Here is a 17,714-nt window from a genome sequence, read left to right on the forward strand (position 1 = left end):
GGAAGTTTGCTATGGCTGTTCATTTTCTTGCGCCAGAGAACTTGCCCAATTTACTCAGCACTTTAACCGCATCCGGTTATGAGCTTATTGGCCCAAAAGTTCGCGATGGCACTATTGTTTACGATCATCTGGACGATGTAACAGATTTGCCTCAAGGCGTTGAATCTGTGCAAAAGCCGGGCTCCTACGAGCTCATTGAAACCTCATCGAGCCGCTACTTTAATTGGGCCAACGGCGCTGCCGCGCTAAAGCCGCTTATCTATCAAGCGCGCCAACCTCTCTGGCACGCAGAGCAAGTAGCGGAGGTTCGTGACGGCGGTTTGGTTTTTCGCGACGCGGTTCCTGACCCTGTTCCAAGGGCGGTGATTGGTGTTCGGCCCTGCGATATTGCGGCTATGAAAATTCATGACAAGCACTTTTTAGAGAACGATTTTGTCGATGCTTATTATGAGGCAGAGCGCAAAAGCCTGTTTACGGTTGCGGTTAATTGTTCCTCCTGTAATGAAACCTGCTTCTGTGCTTCAACCGGTGATGGCCCAGCCGTAGAAGATGGTTACGATCTTTTGTTGGATGAACTGGATTCTGGTTTTCTCATTCGCGCGGGTTCCAATGCCGGAGCTGAAATTCTTGCCAAGCTACCGGTTATTAATGCTGGTAGTGATTTAATTGAGCTGGCGGAAGTGCAAACTTTGCAAGCCTCGGCAAAACAAAAGCGTTACCTCATTGATGAAAATATGCATGCGAATTTATTTTCTCAGTTGGATAGCCGCGAGTGGGATTCTATTGCAGAACGTTGTTTGGCTTGCGGCAACTGCACCTCTGTTTGCCCAACCTGTTTCTGTCATCGAGAAACTGAGTCGGCTGATCTTGACGGTAAAAGTACCACTCATTTTCGCGAGTGGGACAGTTGTTTTAATGATGACCATAGCGAGATGCACGGTCATTCGATTCGCGACAGCAGTACGTTGCGTTACCGTCAGTGGATGCTGCATAAATTGGGCAGCTGGGTGACACAGTATGGTCGTTCGGGTTGCGTGGGTTGTGGTCGTTGTATCACCTGGTGCCCAGCTGGAATTGATTTTCCTGCAGAAGCCAATGCTATAAGCGGGGAGTATGCGTTATGGGAACAATAGAGTTAGAGGAAGCCGCAGTGGGTTGTAACGCGAGTAAAATTATTCGTAACGATTATGTGCCAATTGCCGCAACCATTGTAGAGCGCATCGAAGAAACGCCCAATATCTTTACTTGGAAATTGCGCATCGATGACCCGAAGCTTAGGGGTGATTTCACGTTTAAATGTGGCCAATTCAATATGGTGTATTTGTTTGGTGTTGGTGAGGTTGCTATTTCTATTATGGGTAGAGACGGGGACTATCTTTTACATACGATTCAAGCCGTTGGTCGCGTTACCAATGCCATGTCCAATTTAGCCGTTGGACAGAGGGTTGGCCTCCGCGGCCCTTATGGTGTGGGTTGGCCGATGAATGAAGCCAAGAGTCGAGATTTGGTTTTTATTACCGGCGGTCTTGGTTGCGCGCCGGTCGCCTCCGCTATACACGAAGCGATTGCTCACAGGGAAGAGTACGGTCGAATTGTCATTATGCAAACGGTATTGCATCGTAACGATATGCTATGGGAACCCCAGTACGACGAATGGCGAAAAGTACGCGCAACGCAAGTTCTGCTCGCATCCGACCGTGATAAAACCGCATGGCCGAACTGGAAAAAAGGTCGCGTTGCCGCATTGTTTAGCGAGGCAAAATTCGACATTAAACACTGTGCTGTAATGTGTTGTGGCCCACACCCAATGATGACCGGAACATCGCGTGCACTGCTCAATATGGGTGTGAGGGAAGAGGATATTTACCTGAGCCTTGAACGCAATATGCAGTGCGCTTTGGGACATTGTGGCCACTGCCAAATGGATGAAGCCTTTGTCTGTAAAGACGGGCCAGTATTCACCTATCAGCGCATTAAAGATGTGCTTGAACGCAGGGGGTTTTAATCATGACAACGACAAAAAAACCGCGCGTAAGTGTGCACAAATTTGCATCCTGTTCTGGTTGCCAGCTGGCATTCATCAATATGGGTGAAAACTTGATTAAGCTCACCGAACTGGTGGATATCGTCCACTTTGCCGAGGCTGGAGCGCTGGGGCCAGACGATGATGTGGATATCAGCTTTATTGAGGGCTCGATTACTACGCCTCACGATGTAGAGCGCCTAGAACATATTCGCGAACACAGTACCTATGTGATTACGGTCGGTGCCTGCGCAACGTCCGGAGGGATTCAGGCACTAAAAAATAATGCCGATAGTGATGTTTGGATGCGTTCGGTCTATGCCAAGCCGGAATACATCAGTTCGCTCTCGACCTCTGCGGCAATTAAAAATCATGTGAAAGTTGATTTTGAATTGTGGGGCTGCCCTGTCGATGTTCGTCAGATGCTTGCAACGGTTCGCCAGCTATTGTTTGGTGTTATGCCTGTCGATAACAAGGAGAAAGTGTGTCAGGAATGTAAGCGCAGAGGTACAGCCTGCATTATGGTTACAAAAAAAGAGCCGTGTATGGGGCCGGTAACCCGCACCGGTTGCGGCGCTCTTTGCCCCTCTTATGGTGCGGCGTGTTATGCCTGTTACGGGCCGGCAGAAAATACCAATGTGAAAAGCCTGGGTAATCGGTTTATTGGTTTTGGGTTGGATCCGAACAGCGTAAAGCGCAAGTTCCTGTCCATACACAGTGCAACGCCGGAATTTTCCGAAGCCAATACGTTCTGGACCGATACTGGAGGTGTTGAATTATGACCAATATAAATCCGGAACGGGACATTGATATCAATGTCCCCGTAATGGTTCGCGTGGAGGGTGAAGGTGCGCTGGAATTTACGGCAAAAAGTGGTGAGATCGAAAAATTACATTTAAAAATTTACGAGCCTCCACGCTTGTTCGAAAAATTTTTGGAGGGCCAGAATTACACCGAAGTCCCGGTAATGGCCGCACGAATTTGTGGTATTTGTCCCATTGCTTACCAGATGACCTCTATCCGTGCCATTGAGCGTTTGTTCGGTGTTGATCCGGGCCCCTGGGTTCACGATATGCGTCGCGTCGTACAATGTGGTGAATGGTTGCAAAGCCATGCGCTGCATATCCACCTACTGGCAACACCAGACTTTCTCGGTTATGACAATGCCATTGCTATGGCGCAGGATCATCCTGAAACTGTTAAGCGAGGTATGAAACTTCAGGGCTTGGGTAATGATCTTTTGGCGCTGCTCGGTGGTCGCTCTGTTCACCCTATCGGTTTGAAAGTGGGTGGTTTTTATCGCGCACCGGAAAAACGTGAAGTCAGCGATTTGGTGGATCGATTGGAAAATGCGCTGGAAGATGCGCGCGGTGTGGTTGAGTGGACAGCGGGTTTGGACTTACCGATGGATCATCAGGCCTTCAACTGCGTTGCAGTACATAATGATCAGGAATACGGTTTGAACGAAGGTGTTCTGGTTACCACGCGTCATCAGCAAATCAACTTTGAGGATTACCCCACACGCTTTAAAGAGCATCAGGTGAAACATTCCACAGCCTTTTATTCCACTTTGGATAACGAAAGTTATTTCGTCGGACCTTTGGCGCGGATGAATTTGAACTTCGATCAATTGCCGCAGGAAGTAAAAAAACTGTGTGCCGATGTCGGCTTGAAATTCCCTAGTACCAACATGTTTGATAACGTGCGCGCGCGGGCTGTGGAAAGTTATTACTGTATTCTGGAAGGCCTTAGAATTTTGAAAAATTATCAGCGACCGAAGCATGCCTGTGTGGATGTAACGCCTAAACCGGGTATTGCTCGTCACTGCACCGAGGCGCCTCGCGGCATGATTTTCCATCAATTCAAAATTGACGGAAACGGTAAGGTAGAAACGGCTTGCATGATTCCGCCGACCAGTCAGAACCAGGCAAGTATTGAAGCCAACCTGAAAAATGCCGTACTGGAATACGGGCTGGATAATCCTGATGACGATTTACGTATGCTATGCGAGAAAATTATTCGTAATTATGACCCCTGTATTTCCTGTTCCACGCACTTTCTTAACCTCAAGATAAACCGGGAGTAGGGAAGTGTCTGTACTGATTGCCGCTTTGGGCTCGGCTCATGGAGCCGATAGCTTGGGCTGGGAGGTGGCAGATTTTATTGAGCGCCATCTTTCCGGTGGGTGCGTGTTATTGCCCGGCGGCGCCTTCGAAATAAAGGCGGGCGAACTGAGGATTAAAAAATACCTCCATCCGACAGCCATGCTCGCCGATCTAGCCTCCCATTCGCATGTTTTTTTTATCGATGCCTGCCGTTCCAGCGAACACAGCTACGGTGAGCTGCTCTCGTTTTCAGCCCACGAACTCCAGCCCGGAGCGGGAGTACTTTCCAGTCACGGGGCGGGGTTAAGCGATGCGGTGTGCTTGGCAAAGACTCTGGGCGTATTGCCCCTGGACTGCCATGTACTGGGCCTAAATGTCTACGGACAAGAAGCAACTGCTGTGGATGAAGGGCTACAGCAACGGCTGATTAGAGCCGTTTGGGAAGAGGTTTCAGCAGTCCTCACGCAGTCATATCTTCCCCCCACTGTTTAAGCGTGCAGCCTTATAAATTCTCGGTGCTCATAGCGCTATGATTTAGCGCTTCCTCTTATGCTGGCTATACTTTTGTCAGCCCCCCTAAAAATTCACGGTATGTGAGGACGTTTACCATGACGTCATCCTGGTTCTACAGGTTTGGTTTAATACTGATTTCACTGTGGTTATTCTCCTGTGACAAGGAGCGGTCGCAGTTATTTCGCTGGGATATGCAATCCCAGGCGGTTGCCACAAGTATGGATTTTCGTGAACTCGAGGTTTTCGCTCAATCCGTAGAGCGCATGAGTTCAGGCAGGCTTGTGATCACGGTACATTCTGCAGGCTCGTTAACCGATGGTCCCGATATTTTCCTAGCGGTGTCCGAAGGGCGTATACCAATGGGAAATGGCTGGCCTAACTGGTGGAACGGTCAACACCCTGCTTGGTCCGTGATGAATGCCATTCCCTTCGATTTTATGAATCTTGATGCTTCCATGATGTTTTTTATGGTGGGTGATGGAATGAAAATTGCCAATGAAATCTCCCAGCCCCAAGGTGTGATCTGGCGACCTGCCTGGTGGGCGGGAATGGAGTTTGGGCTACTTTCCTCCAGCACAATTACTGAGCTGTCGGACCTTAAAGGCAAGCGCGTTCGTATTGGTCCAGGTTTGCCCAGTGAAGTACTGGCTGCAGCCTCTGGCGCCTATACGATCCCCCTGGTTCCGGAGGAGATTCGTCCGGCACTTGAAGCAGGTGAGATATTCGCCGTAGAGTGGACAACAGCGTTTGGTGTGTTGGATCTGGATTTGCAGGGGCTCGCCCCCCATGCCATCACTCCCGCCGTCTGGCAGCCTTCGGTGTTGTCCGATTTTCTGATAAACGAAAAAGCCTATAACCAACTGCCGCAAGACTTGCAGGAAATACTGGAAACGGCCATGCGAGCATTTTCACTGACGGCGACACTAAAGTTAAAGATGGCAGATTTCAAAGCATTGGATGAGCTGATGCGCCAAGGGATGACTTTTACTCGCTGGAGCGCTACCGACCTACAAAAATGGCGAAGATCTACGGATACTGTGCTGGAATCCTATCGCGAAGGAGATGCAATAAGTGCGCATCTGCTGAATGAAAAGCAGAGATTTAAAACCATCTATGAAGACTACTATAAGTGGTTTGGGCCTTACGACTGATGCAATTTGGCTTATCGAAAAAAATCTTTATTCTGTTTATCGGCGCAACAGTTTTGGTCATGAGCACCTTTATGGGTCTTCGCTATTACCTTGTTTTCTCCCATTTTCTACTCGAATCTGAGCAACGTGCGTTTGAGGTTGCCGAGCGGGTAGCAGAATCGGTAACGCCCTCCATCTGGAGTATTCACCAAAAAACCTTCGACGAGCGCTATTCCACCGAAGTCGCCTCGGTCATTTTCGATGCAGAAATGGCCTCCGATCTAGTGGTGGCTGTGAGCGTTTACGGCAATTTCGGTCACCTCTATATGGGGCGTTATAAACTTTCCAGCGGTGAGCTGGTTGCTCTGGACCCCAAGCGCAGTGCCGAATTAAGTAAATTACACCAGTATCGCATTCGACAGCCGATTCGCCACGGCTCCATGACTATTGGCTCGGTTGAGGTTGTGTACAAGCCACAGAGTGGTGTGACGGCTATTTACAGCGGTTTACAGCTTGAGCTCCTACAGGTGGGCGTTATCAGCCTACTATTTGTTCTTCTGCTTTATTGGGCGCTGAGAAAGTCACTAATCCTTCCTATACGGTCATTGCAGGTTGCTCACCAAACGCTGGATTCGATTACCGAAGGGGTCGTTATGACCGATTCGGATTTTAAAATTGTGCAGTGTAATGTTGCCTACGAAACCCTCACTGGCTTTTGTAAAAGCGATTTAATCGGGCTGCGTCCGAAAATGAAATTGGCCGATCGCAACGTCTCTGAAACCCTTTGGCAGCAACTCAAGGCAAACTGTCAATGGTCGGGTGAGGTGGTGGTGCGCCGACGGGAAAAATTGTCGTTCCCCGCACGCTTAAGCTTTAATGAGGTGTGGCATAAGGGGGATTTGGTTTGCCATGTTGCCGTTATTACGGATATCAGTGTACAGAAAGAATCCGAGCAGAAGCTTGAGCGGATAGCTTATTACGATTCTTTAACTTCCCTGCCCAATCGCACCTATTTTCATAAAACGTTGGAACAGGAAATTCAGCTAGCCAAGCGTCATCGTCGTTCACTGGGGGTGCTGTTTGTCGATCTCGATAACTTCAAATGGATTAATGATCAGTACGGCCATGGGGTCGGTGACCGCTACTTGGAAAGCGTGGCTAAGCGGCTGAAGAAGCGGGTGAGAAATACGGATTTCCTGTTTCGATTGGGCGGGGATGAATTTACAGCCATCGCTACGGGCGTCTGCGATGAGGAAAGCCTGGAGATACTAGCTCGAGATTTGATTCGCCTAGCGGCTGAGCCGGTGCTTATCGATGGGGACAAAGTGTTTGCTGGCGCCAGCATAGGTATTGCACTCTTCCCAAGGGATGCCGGTAATGCCGAGCAGTTGATACAACGTGCCGATGCGGCCATGTATCAGGCCAAAGATGAGGGTGGTAACCATCTGGTCTTTTTCTCTTTAGAGCTTGAGACTCGACGTAAAAATAATCGCAACCTAGAGGAAGCGCTACGCCGGGGATTGGTGCGCGACGAACTGATTGTGTATTACCAGCCTAAAATTCACTACCAAACCTCTCAAAAAGGCGGCGAGCAGACGTTAAAGGGCAACATAATGGGGAGCCGGGTACAGGGCGCGGAGGCGCTATTACGCTGGTCCAGACCGGGTAACGGTATTGTTAATCCCTTTGAATTTATTCCCGTGGCGGAGCAAAGTGATTTGATTGTGGATATTGGTCACTGGGTTATCCGCGCGGCTTGCGCTCAGCTGGATCGCTGGCGTCACACTCCATTAGAGGATCTAACGGTGGCCGTCAATATTTCACCGCGACAGTTGAAGCGAGACGATTTTGTGCAGCGCCTGGGGGATACCATTCAGGAGTTTGGTGTGAACCCCGCACTATTAGAGCTGGAAGTTACTGAGAGTGCCGTAATTGAAAATATTGAGCAATCGGTCGATATTTTAAACCAACTGAAACAGTTGGGTGTCACCATTGCCATGGATGATTTCGGTACTGGTTTCTCGTCGCTTAGCTATTTGAAACAGCTGCCGATAGATGTGATCAAGATAGATCGCTCATTTGTTAATGATCTGCCCAATGACGGTGACGATGTGGTTATCGTCAATGCTATTTTCTCAATAGCGCGGGCGATGAATATTCGCGTTGTGGCGGAGGGTATCGAAAACTACGCTCAGCTACAGTTTTTGCTGGGCCAGGGTTGTGAGTGCAGCCAGGGCTATTTCCACTCGAGGCCCCTACCTGCGGCGGACTTCGAGCGTTGGGTGGGGTTGTTTAGGGTTCGCATCGAAACGGCACTGACAGAATCTACTCGTAATCACCTGTCTGGAAAAGCAGGCATTTCCCCGGCACTAACGGGCGGTTCCTGATATTATTACGCGGATTGGTACGTTATGTGGAAGAACGCCGCGATCTGCTGTGGATTGCTCAAAATATCACCTGGGCAGCTTCTAACGAACGGTACAAGCGGTATTGCGCCAGACGGTGCAGGTGTTACTTGTTCTTGGTCAGATGTTCTCCAAGAAAAACACTTTAAATCTGCGCAAGAATAATTAGCATATCGCGCAATGACTCAGCTAAGGCAACAGGAATAGAAAATGGTACAAAAAATAGGCGTTTTAACCAGTGGTGGCGATGCTCCGGGTATGAATGCGGCGGTACGTGCGGTCGTACGTAATGCCCTCCACTACGGTTTGGAAGTTTACGGTATATTCAATGGCTACTATGGCCTGTATCACGATGAAATCGAACTGCTGGACCGTCGCTCAGTGGCTGATATGGTTAATCGCGGTGGAACATTTTTAGGCTCGGCACGTTTTCCAGAGTTTAAAGAGGAGTCAGTTCGCCGTGAAGCGATTGAGAACTTGAAAGAGCGCGGTATAGAGGCATTGGTTGTTATTGGTGGTGACGGTTCCTATATGGGAGCCAAGAAACTCACCGAAATGGGCTTCCCCTGCATAGGCATTCCTGGCACGATCGACAACGACGTGGCGGGTACCGATTACACCATCGGCTACTATACGGCTTTGAATACTGTGCTCGAGGCTATAGACCGCTTGCGTGATACCTCCAGCTCTCACAAACGTATCTCTGTGGTTGAAATTATGGGACGTTACTGTGGTGATCTGACTATCTTTTCGGCACTGGCTAGCGGTGCAGAATATGCCATTATTCCCGAAAAGCCTTTTAACGAAGAAGAGTTTATTACCGATCTGAAAAACCACGTCTCGCACGGCAAAAACCACGGTATTGTCTGTATTACTGAGCATATTACCGACGTGTTTGCACTGGCCAAGCGTATAGAGGCAGAATCTGGATTAGAAACCCGGGCAACAGTTCTGGGTCATGTTCAGCGGGGTGGTGCACCAACGGCATTCGACCGCGTACTGGCCAGCCGTATGGGTGCTTATGCAGTTGAGTTGTTGCGTGAGGGGGAAGGTGGGCGTTGTGTGGGTATCCAGGCGAATGAACTGGTTCACCACGATATTATCGATGCGTTGGAAAATATGAACCGTCCATTTAAAGAATGTTTACTGGATCTCTGTCACCGTTTGGCTTAACAACCACGTAAATAAAAAAGCACCCTCAATATCGGGTGCTTTTTTTTGCCCGCAATTTAGGGACCTTGTGGAATGCCAACGCCATTATTTAGAGGTGTTCCGGCGTTTATGTGCGGTTAGTTTCAGGTGTAAACCTACCTTGGAAATTAGCTCGGTACTGGCAGCGGGTTTTGACAGGAAATCGCTTCCGCCGGTGCCGTATCCCGATACTATATCCTTGTCGCGATTGCTGGCGGAGAGAAACAATATCGGTAGTGAGTCGAGCGGATAATATTTGCGAATTTCCCGACAGGTATCGTAGCCGCTTATGCCTGGCATTATTACATCGAGAATAATAAGGTCGATCTGTCTAGAACCGCTGGAGAGTTGAGTTAGGGCTTGGGCGCCGCTGTCCGCTTCAATCACATTATAATGGTGAGCGGCGAGCATGGCTTTGATTACCATCCGGCTTACCGTGTCGTCATCAACTATTAAAATGGTGTGGTCGGAAGCGTGTTCTGGCGAGGGCGCTATTGCAAGGGCTTCTTGGGAAAAATCTTTTCCGTATATTACTGGTTGCAGCGTGGCTCTGGCAGCGATCGACTGCTCTAATCGGTGACGGGAGTAGTGGGGCGCCTGGGGCTTTTCCTCCGTTTTACTGTTCGTTTTTTCGATTTGTGCTCCGGCCAGGGCTAGGTCGAAAATGAATTCAGAGCCAGAACCCAGCGCTGATCGAACTTCTATGCTGCCATTGTGTAGCTCTATCAGTTTACGGCAAACCGTAAGGCCGAGGCTGGTTCCTTCTATGTAAGGGCTATCGTTATTATCCGCTTGTTGGAAGGGATAAAAAATAGCTTCGAGCCTGTCTGGCGCAATACCTATTCCACTATCTTCCACCGATACTCGAATACGAGAAGACTGCGCTTCGCCACTGACAGTAATAAAACCTTCGTGGGTGTACTTTATGGCATTGCTTACCAGGTTAAGCAATATTTGTTGGAGGCGTTCTTCATCTGCCCACACCTTAGGCATATTCGGGGATAAGGCGTTAATGAGGCGGATGGGTTTAGGGTGTAGAACAGGCGTTACCAGCGAAAAAACCAGTTCTGTTAGTACGAACAAGTCTACAGACTGGAAATTGAGTTTTAATTTATTGTCTGCCAATTGCGAGTAATCGATAATTTCATTGATCAGTGCGGTCAGCTGCTTACCATTGTGCAAGATGGTAAGCAGTTGGTTCTGTGCCTGTGCACTGCAGTTGTTGCTGTCATCGCACAATATTGCTTCCGAGAGGCCGATCATATTGCTCAGCGGCGTTCTCAATCTGTGAGAAACATTGGCCAGAAAATCGTCCTTGAGCTTGTCAACTTCTTCCAGGCGCTGACCCAGCATTTTTTCTTTTGAGAATGACTGGCGGCGAACCAGTACGGAGATAACACCGAAAATAACTAAAAGCGTGGTTATAAGGTAGAGCACGTAGGCCGTTGTTGTTTTCCAGGAGGGTGGTTTTATATAAAGGTTAAGGTGGCTGGGTTGCGTGCTCCAATCCCCATCGCTGTTGGCCGCTTTAACATGCAGGGCGTAGTGGCCGCTGTCGAGATTGGTATAGGTTGCATAGCGCCTGCTGCCGCTGTGAATCCACTCCCGGTCGAAACCCTCTAGCCAATAGGCGTACTGGCTAAGCTGAGGCGAGCGAAAATTTAATGCCGAAAACTCAAAAGTAATCATCGATTGGTTGTGATCAATCTCAATAGACCGGGTCGATTCAATTGTGCTTTGTAGTGGTGAGTCGGGCTGTTTGTGAGAGACAGGCTGGTTGAATATCCTCAGTTCTGTAAGGACTATTTTTGAATTAGAGGTAGTTGTGCGCAGTTCTTTTGGATCGAACAGAACAAAACCGGTGCTGTTGCCAAAGAATAGCTTCCCATCTCGGGTTTTTAAGCCCGTATTGCGGTTGAACAGGTTGCCGGAAAGCCCGTGGTGCTTATTGAAGTTGCGAATACTGCCGGTGTCGGGATCGTAGCGGCTCAATCCCTGTTGACTACTTAGCCAGAGCATACCGTCGTTGTCCTCCACAATGCTTGTGATCACATTGTCGGGTAGTCCATCGCTAATGCCTGTGTGGTAGAACTTGCCTGTATGGGGATCAAAGCGATTAAGGCCTCCGCCGTGAGTACCAACCCACAAGCGCTGTTGGCTATCTTCAAAAAGAGCGATAACAAAGTCGTTGCTCAGCGAAGCCGGGTTACCCTCTTGTCTGTGGTAGCGGGTGAAACTATGGCTTTCCGGCAACATTTGATAGAGGCCACGGATGGAACCCACCCATATGCGTCCGTGGGAGTCTTCCAGCAGTGCACGGGTGTACAAAGTGACATCGCCATCCATTTGATCCTGCCGGGGCAGGTAATGGGTGAAATTATCACTTTCGGGGTTATACAGATTGATGCCCGATTCTGTTCCCACCCACAGCCTTTTTTGCCGATCAACCAACAGTGCCCAGGGTTCTTTCCCTAGAAGCGAATTCGGCTCGCCCTTTTGCGGCAGGTAATGGCGGTATTGGTTAGAGCCTTTGTCTAGCCGGTTAAGCCCCTTGGACCAAATGCCTAGCCATAGGTTTTGCTGTGAGTCTTTGGCTATAGACAGAACCGTATTGCCACTAAGTCCATCGGGATTATCAGGCTGATAGGTGGCTCGCGTAATGGTATTGCTGATGCGGTCGACATAATTTAAGCCATAACCAGCGCCAACCCAGATATTGCCCTGTTCGTCCTCTAGAGCGGATATGACTCCGCCATCGGCCAAGCTGTTTGCCTTGTTGGGATTGTGTGTGTAGTTGTGGAAAGCCGCTCCTTGTTGATCGATGATATCTACGCCAGACGGAAAGTAGCCTGCCCAAACATCACCGTTTCGGTCGGTAAAAAGCGTGTTTACAACGAAGTTGCCGGGGGAGGATAAGGCGCTGACTTCGTGATGAAAGCGTTCGAATGCTCCGTTTACCGCGGCCAATTTGGACAGGCCGCCGCCGTCGCCAATCCACATATTGCCTTTGCCGTCTTCGGCAAAGTCCCATACGGTGTGACATTTCTCTAATTCTGGCGCGCAGTGGGAGAAAAAGTTGAAGTGGTCGATTGAGCGATCAAAAACAAAAATACCGCCGCCGTGAGTTGCTGCCCACACTTGGTTTTGCGGGTCGACATAGAGTCGGCGTACGTCGTTGGCGGCTTCGTCATCGACCGATAGCTTTGGGAAATGGTTAAAGCTGTTGGTCATCAAATCAAGTCGGCTGACACCACGTTGCTGATTGGCAACCCAAATAGCGCCCTTTTGGTCTTCCGTTATGGTCCAGACAACGTTTTCTTCCGTTAGTCCGCTGGCGGTGTTGCCGATTTTATACTGATGGTAGGTTTGATGGGTTCGGTCGAAAGAAAAGAGACCTCCTCGTGTTCCCAGCCACAAGTGGCCCTTGGAATCTTCGAACAAACTGCGAATATCATCGACACTAGGGGTGTAAGTGCTGGGGTTGGGCTGGCGGTACACGGAGAAGTCATCTGTCTGCGCGTTATACCGATTAAGGCCGCGGCTGGTGCCAATCCACAGAGCGCCTTCTCTGTCTACCAGAAGGGAATAAATATAGCTGTGAGAGAGTGTGCCCGGTTTGTTGTTTTGAAAGCGGTAGATCTTTAATCGATAGCCGTCGTAGCGCGCTAGGCCGTTCGAGCCTCCAAACCACATAAAGCCCAGCTCGTCCTGTGCTATGGCATTAATATAGCCCAGCCCCTCCATTTGGCTTTGTAGGATATGACGGAATGTTATATTCGCGCTGCTGCCCTCTGCAAAAGCAGGGCTGTTGTACACCGAGTAGAACAGCCAAAGCGAAAATACGACAATAAAGGGTTGGCGAAAATACGGGTTCAAGGGCTGATGTTTCCGGTTATGTTCGTTTTTTTAGAAAAGTACTCAGTTCCACCACTTTTTAGCTGCTTTATACTGGCTACTAGTCCCGTAACACAGCCCCTTGGGCTACGATTTATTGAATCGATCAGCGTTGATTGATTGGCGCGATTACGTCAGGATTATGGGCGATGGCCGAAATCAGATAAGAGGCTAATATACAACAATATCTCCGCCGTTACGCATAAGAAAGAAAACTGTAGCTGTTTCTCGTGCCGACAAGCACCTATTCACGGGTGGTAAGCACCGAGTTAATGCCCGCAGAGTGTGAATATCCTGGGGAAACGCCCAGAGAAAGTGCAAATTTATCCTCTGACGGTTACTTTCCGGCGCGCCGCGAGGGCTTATAGCCGAGTGAGTCACCCGTTGATTAAGCCTTTTATGGGACTTTTGAATAACAATAAAAAGCGAAAAGACTATGAAAAACCAAACAGCCATTGTCGGTGGTGGGTGGAAAGCCGTTGTTAGTGTATTACGTTACGCAAAGAAAATAGGCCCGCTCAATTTGATACAAACGCTTCGCTCCAGGAATGCCTGTAAAGCTTGTGCTTTTGGTACGGGTGGTCAAAATGGTGGTTTTAGAAATGAAGCGAGACGAGGAATAGAAATTTGCAATAAAAATATTCAGGCTCATCTGAGTGATGTCCGTGCCGGTATTCCCAATAGTGTTTTTCTTCAGTATTCAGTCGACGAATTGTCTGCAATGAGCGGCAAGCAGTTAGAAGATTTGGGGCGGCTTATTACGCCGCTGTACAAAAAGGCCGGCGATACGCATTTTTCGCCATTGGACTATCAAGAGGCTAAAGCTATTGTGTCCGAGCGAATGCGCGCAACAAAAGCAGAGCGAAGTTTTTTCTACGCCTCCGGGCGAAGCTCTAACGAAGCAGCTTTTTTGATGCAGCTAATGGCGCGACTTTACGGCACGAACAATATTAATAACTGCTCCTACTATTGCCATCAGGCTTCCGGTGTTGGTCTTACGGCAACGCTGGGTACCGGAACAGCGACCATTCAATATCGGGATCTAGATAAGGCCGATTGTATCTTTGTTTTTGGTGCAAACCCTGCCTCTAATCACCCGCGTTTTGTTAAAACCCTTATTCACTGTCGTCGCAGGGGCGGAAAGGTTATTGTTGTCAACCCAGCAAAAGAACCGGGCATGGTACGCTTTGCATCGCCTGCCGACTGGCGATCCATGCTCAAAGGCGGCGAAAAAATTGCCAGTACCTACGTGCAACCTCATCTCGGTGGTGATATAGCCTTTATGCAGGGGGTGGCAAAATATTTACTGGAAAAAAATGCCTGCGATAAGGCGTTTATTGCCGAAAATACGGAACATTTTGAAGCGTTTGCCGCTGGTATTCGCTCGTTGGAGTGGTGTGATATTGAAGCTAGTTCCGGCCTGGCGCGCGAGCAGCTAAATGAGGTCGCAGACATTTATGCCGCCTCCGAAAATACGGTCTTTGCTTGGAGCATGGGTTTAACTCACCACCATCACGGTGTGGGGAATATTGAAACACTTGTGGCCTTAGCGTTAATGCGGGGCATGGTGGGCAAACCGGGAGCTGGCCTGCTGCCGTTGCGGGGGCACAGCAATATTCAGGGTACGGGCTCCATGGGTTTTACTCCGACCCTAAAGCAGGCCGTAGAAACCAAATTGCAGCAAAAATTGAGCAGCGAACTGCCGAAAGCGAAAGGCCTGGATACCATGGCCTGTATTCATGCGGCCCATAAAGGTGAAATGGAATTTGCTATGATGTTAGGCGGCAACTTACTTGCTTCCAACCCAGATACCGCCTACTCCACGCAAGCTCTGGACCGCATTGCTGTGAAATGCTTTATTACCTCTACGTTAAATACTGGTCATGTTAATGGTGCAGGTGGAGAGGTGCTGATTTTACCGATTAAAGTACGTGATGAAGAATTACAGTCGACCACCCAGGAATCCATGTTTAACTTTGTACGTATGAGCAGTGGAGGTATTAATCGATTCCCGCACTTGCCTTCGGAAGTGCAGTTAATTCGCGAGCTGGGACTGGCGCTTATCAAGCCGGATATATTTGATTTTTCTGTCTTTTCTAATCACCACAGCATTCGTTCATTTATCAGTGATGTGGTGCCGGGATTTTCACGCTTGGCAACAATCGATGAGAGGGGTGAAGAGTTTCAAATCGATGGACGTACTCTTCACACGCCGGAATTTCCTACCGATAATGGGAAGGCCCTATTTTCTCTACACACGCTGCCAATTCGGAAGAAATGTGAAAGCACGAACGGCAAGCAGGCCTTTATTCTCACTAGTGTTCGCAGTGAGGGGCAGTTTAATTCGATTATTTATGATGAACGTGATACCTACCGTGGTCAAGATGATCGGTGGGTTGTGCTGATGCACCCAGAGGATATGGAGCGCTGTGGTTATAGCAGCGGCCAAACAGTAACGGTGAGTACTGATACGGGCAGCATGAAGGATGTGCGAGTAAAACCCTTTGATGTTCGCCCGGGGAATATTATGGTGTATTACCCCGAAGCGAACGTACTGATTTCTAAACAGCTGGATCAGCGAAGCTTTACGCCAGGATTTAAATCGGTGGCGGTTAGTGTTCAATAATATTCGCGCAGAATATATCTGAGCTTTAGTTGCGTACGTCTTTAATATACATGGCTTTTCCGTTGCTTCTCATGTCAATCTCAAATAATTCCGTGGCCCTAATAAGGTCGCCGAGTTTTTTGTAGCCGTAATTAATGGCGGAGAACGAGCTGTTATTAGAAATATAATGCCCAACTTTGCTCATATGAGACCACCCGTCATCATCTGATGTTTGTTCTGCGGCTGTTCGAAGGAGCTTGACGAGCGATGTATCCCCTCTTAATGTGTTTCGGTTCTTGCTGCTAGGCGTTTTGGTCGCAATAGGTTTGTCTTCTTCTTCGGGAATTAGGTTCTCTGTGTAAATAAACGGAGAGCATGCATCGACAAAGGGCTTAGGCGTTTTCTTCTCACCGAAACCATATACGGGCAGCCCGCTTTCGAGGATTCTAAGAACAAGAGGAGTGAAATCGCTATCACTTGTCATTAAAGCAAAGGCATCAATATTGTTACTATAGAGTAAATCCATAGCGTCGATGATCATTGCAGAGTCCGTTGCGTTTTTTCCTTTGGAGTATGCAAATTGTTGTATCGGTCTTATAGCATGAGGGTGTAAGCGATCAATCCACCCGGATAAGGATGGATTGTTCCAGTCTCCGTGTGCATGACGGACGTTGACCATCCCGTATTTTGCCAGCTCTTCCAATACGCCCTCAATTGAATTATGACTGACATTGTCACAATCGATAAGAAGTGCTATTCGTTTGCGTTCTGTCACCGGGGTCTCCTTAATTTATTAATGTCTTTACAGTAGATTTATACTGCTTTTTAAATGGATTCTGCTGTGAATATTTGAATTGAAGTATCGGCAACAGGCAGTGTTAAAGCAGAGCTAATGAATTCGGGTTTGTTTGTTGATATGGGTTGTGCAGTGTAACATTTTTTAATGCCCCAAAACGCGATACTATCTTGGTCATGGAAGGTTACTCCCAGGCTGGAGTGTCTAGTCTTTCGCGCCCGACGGGGTGTACCAAAGTTTAGATGTGTTTAGAGGCGTTCGTGGTGGTAATAGAGGGTTGTTGATGCGTAAAATTCGTCGCTTACCAATATTTGATTTGGCTATATCTTCGCCAAAGGTTTCTAGGAAAAGCGCGTTAAAAGAACCATCGGCAATCGCCGCATGCAGCCCTTTTTCGATCATTTTTGCCTGCTCTGAATATTGCTTGCCAACAAAAAAATAGTAGGCTGCAGGGTATTGCAGCACAAGTGTATGCTCCACAGTAAGATTTTTGCTTTTTATTAATTCAGCTTCTTGCCAAATTTCAGTTAATGCGCGGGGGAAATAGTCGATCCGTTTTAAGTGGGTAAGTTCAATCATACTTTCCCATTGCGGCGACAGGCTGAGGCGAAAGCCGTTACTTTTTAATACCGGCGAGTCTGGCCAATCGGTGCCCTGCACCGCGCGATAGCGCTTGAGCTTTTCGACATTGTTTATACCCGCAAATGTCTTAATGGATTCTGGGTGGATAAAGAACAGTCTCCATCCTGCAAGGCCTTTGTAAAGAGGGATTCGAATGGGGATAAGTCGTGTTTCGTGAATGTTGTTGGTCATAAACCAGTGGATGGTATAGCGATTTTGTTGCAGATATATCGCACTGCGGCTTTCGCTCATGGTAGGCAGTGTTTTTTTTGAAAGAGTATAAGACGCCCCACTTTTTTCCAGCGCCAATGTCAGTAACTTTACAAAGTAGGCGTCCCGCTGCTGGTAGTTGAGGGTGAGCGATTCTGGGTAGATAATATTACTGGGCGGCGATGAGCCTTCTGCGCACGCGGTAACGCTCATAAGCAGCG

At 48.5% G+C, this 17,714-nt stretch carries 12 protein-coding genes; 9 read left to right on the plus strand and 3 right to left on the minus strand.

Translation table 11 applies throughout. The annotated features are described in order from the left end of the window. Window positions 1-11 precede the first annotated feature (11 nt). The 8 genes from H5715_RS18500 to pfkA all read left to right on the plus strand — a co-directional run bounded on the left by H5715_RS18500 (window position 12) and on the right by pfkA (window position 9,349). Window positions 12-1,133, plus strand: a complete 1,122-nt coding sequence (locus H5715_RS18500) for a 4Fe-4S dicluster domain-containing protein (protein ID WP_075186439.1) — start codon at window positions 12-14, stop codon at window positions 1,131-1,133. Further along, the gene (locus H5715_RS18505; protein ID WP_185906570.1) at window positions 1,121-2,005 is read left to right on the plus strand and encodes an FAD/NAD(P)-binding protein; all 885 of its coding nucleotides are present in this window, start codon (window positions 1,121-1,123) and stop codon (window positions 2,003-2,005) included. Before H5715_RS18500 ends, H5715_RS18505 begins: the two co-directional genes overlap by 13 nt. Window positions 2,006-2,007: 2 nt before the next feature. Then, entirely contained in the window at window positions 2,008-2,805 is a 798-nt protein-coding gene (locus tag H5715_RS18510) for an NADH-quinone oxidoreductase subunit B family protein (protein ID WP_075186440.1), read from the plus strand. Then, entirely contained in the window at window positions 2,802-4,109 is a 1,308-nt protein-coding gene (locus tag H5715_RS18515; RefSeq protein WP_075186441.1) for a Ni/Fe hydrogenase subunit alpha, read from the plus strand. The genes H5715_RS18510 and H5715_RS18515 overlap by 4 nt, the downstream gene beginning before the upstream one ends. Before the next feature lie 4 nt (window positions 4,110-4,113). Further along, window positions 4,114-4,620, plus strand: coding sequence for a hypothetical protein (locus H5715_RS18520; RefSeq protein ID WP_075186442.1), 507 nt, complete (start codon window positions 4,114-4,116; stop codon window positions 4,618-4,620). Window positions 4,621-4,736: 116 nt separating this feature from the next. Further along, window positions 4,737-5,792 (plus strand): TRAP transporter substrate-binding protein DctP, encoded by a 1,056-nt coding sequence (gene dctP / locus H5715_RS18525; RefSeq protein ID WP_075186443.1) that lies wholly within the window; start codon window positions 4,737-4,739, stop codon window positions 5,790-5,792. After that, window positions 5,771-8,158: a putative bifunctional diguanylate cyclase/phosphodiesterase gene (locus tag H5715_RS18530; RefSeq protein ID WP_139309820.1), complete on the plus strand. Its 2,388-nt coding sequence runs from the start codon at window positions 5,771-5,773 to the stop codon at window positions 8,156-8,158. Before dctP ends, H5715_RS18530 begins: the two co-directional genes overlap by 22 nt. A 228-nt stretch (window positions 8,159-8,386) precedes the next feature. Further along, window positions 8,387-9,349: a 6-phosphofructokinase gene (gene pfkA, locus H5715_RS18535; protein WP_075186445.1), complete on the plus strand. Its 963-nt coding sequence runs from the start codon at window positions 8,387-8,389 to the stop codon at window positions 9,347-9,349. A gap of 84 nt (window positions 9,350-9,433) precedes the next feature. On the opposite strand, the gene H5715_RS18540 is transcribed toward pfkA, so the two are convergent. Further along, on the minus strand, window positions 9,434-13,243 hold the full coding sequence (locus H5715_RS18540; RefSeq protein WP_075186446.1) for a two-component regulator propeller domain-containing protein: 3,810 nt from the start codon (window positions 13,241-13,243) through the stop codon (window positions 9,434-9,436). 454 nt (window positions 13,244-13,697) lie between these two features. On the opposite strand from H5715_RS18540, the gene H5715_RS18545 reads away from it, so the two are divergent. Beyond that, window positions 13,698-15,887, plus strand: a complete 2,190-nt coding sequence (locus tag H5715_RS18545; RefSeq protein WP_075186447.1) for an FdhF/YdeP family oxidoreductase — start codon at window positions 13,698-13,700, stop codon at window positions 15,885-15,887. 25 nt (window positions 15,888-15,912) lie between these two features. Here the strand turns inward: H5715_RS18545 and H5715_RS18550 are convergent, their stop codons facing one another. Next, on the minus strand, window positions 15,913-16,641 hold the full coding sequence (locus H5715_RS18550; protein ID WP_075186448.1) for an NYN domain-containing protein: 729 nt from the start codon (window positions 16,639-16,641) through the stop codon (window positions 15,913-15,915). 225 nt (window positions 16,642-16,866) lie between these two features. After that, window positions 16,867-17,706: a hypothetical protein gene (locus H5715_RS18555; RefSeq protein WP_075186449.1), complete on the minus strand. Its 840-nt coding sequence runs from the start codon at window positions 17,704-17,706 to the stop codon at window positions 16,867-16,869. Between the last annotated feature and the right edge of the window lie 8 nt (window positions 17,707-17,714).

Origin of the sequence: Teredinibacter haidensis, from assembly GCF_014211975.1 — a bacterium.
Classification (GTDB): domain Bacteria; phylum Pseudomonadota; class Gammaproteobacteria; order Pseudomonadales; family Cellvibrionaceae; genus Teredinibacter; species Teredinibacter haidensis.

What these genes read in the sequence shown, in the direction of transcription:
- H5715_RS18500 (WP_075186439.1), top strand. Translation starts at nt 12, where the DNA reads ATGGCTGTTCATTTTCTTGCGCCAGAGAACTTGCCCAATTTACTCAGC.
- H5715_RS18505 (WP_185906570.1), top strand. Translation starts at nt 1,121, where the DNA reads ATGGGAACAATAGAGTTAGAGGAAGCCGCAGTGGGTTGTAACGCGAGT.
- H5715_RS18510 (WP_075186440.1), top strand. Translation starts at nt 2,008, where the DNA reads ATGACAACGACAAAAAAACCGCGCGTAAGTGTGCACAAATTTGCATCC.
- H5715_RS18515 (WP_075186441.1), top strand. Translation starts at nt 2,802, where the DNA reads ATGACCAATATAAATCCGGAACGGGACATTGATATCAATGTCCCCGTA.
- dctP (WP_075186443.1), top strand. Translation starts at nt 4,737, where the DNA reads ATGACGTCATCCTGGTTCTACAGGTTTGGTTTAATACTGATTTCACTG.
- pfkA (WP_075186445.1), top strand. Translation starts at nt 8,387, where the DNA reads ATGGTACAAAAAATAGGCGTTTTAACCAGTGGTGGCGATGCTCCGGGT.
- H5715_RS18545 (WP_075186447.1), top strand. Translation starts at nt 13,698, where the DNA reads ATGAAAAACCAAACAGCCATTGTCGGTGGTGGGTGGAAAGCCGTTGTT.
- H5715_RS18555 (WP_075186449.1), bottom strand. Translation starts at nt 17,706, where the DNA reads ATGAGCGTTACCGCGTGCGCAGAAGGCTCATCGCCGCCCAGTAATATT.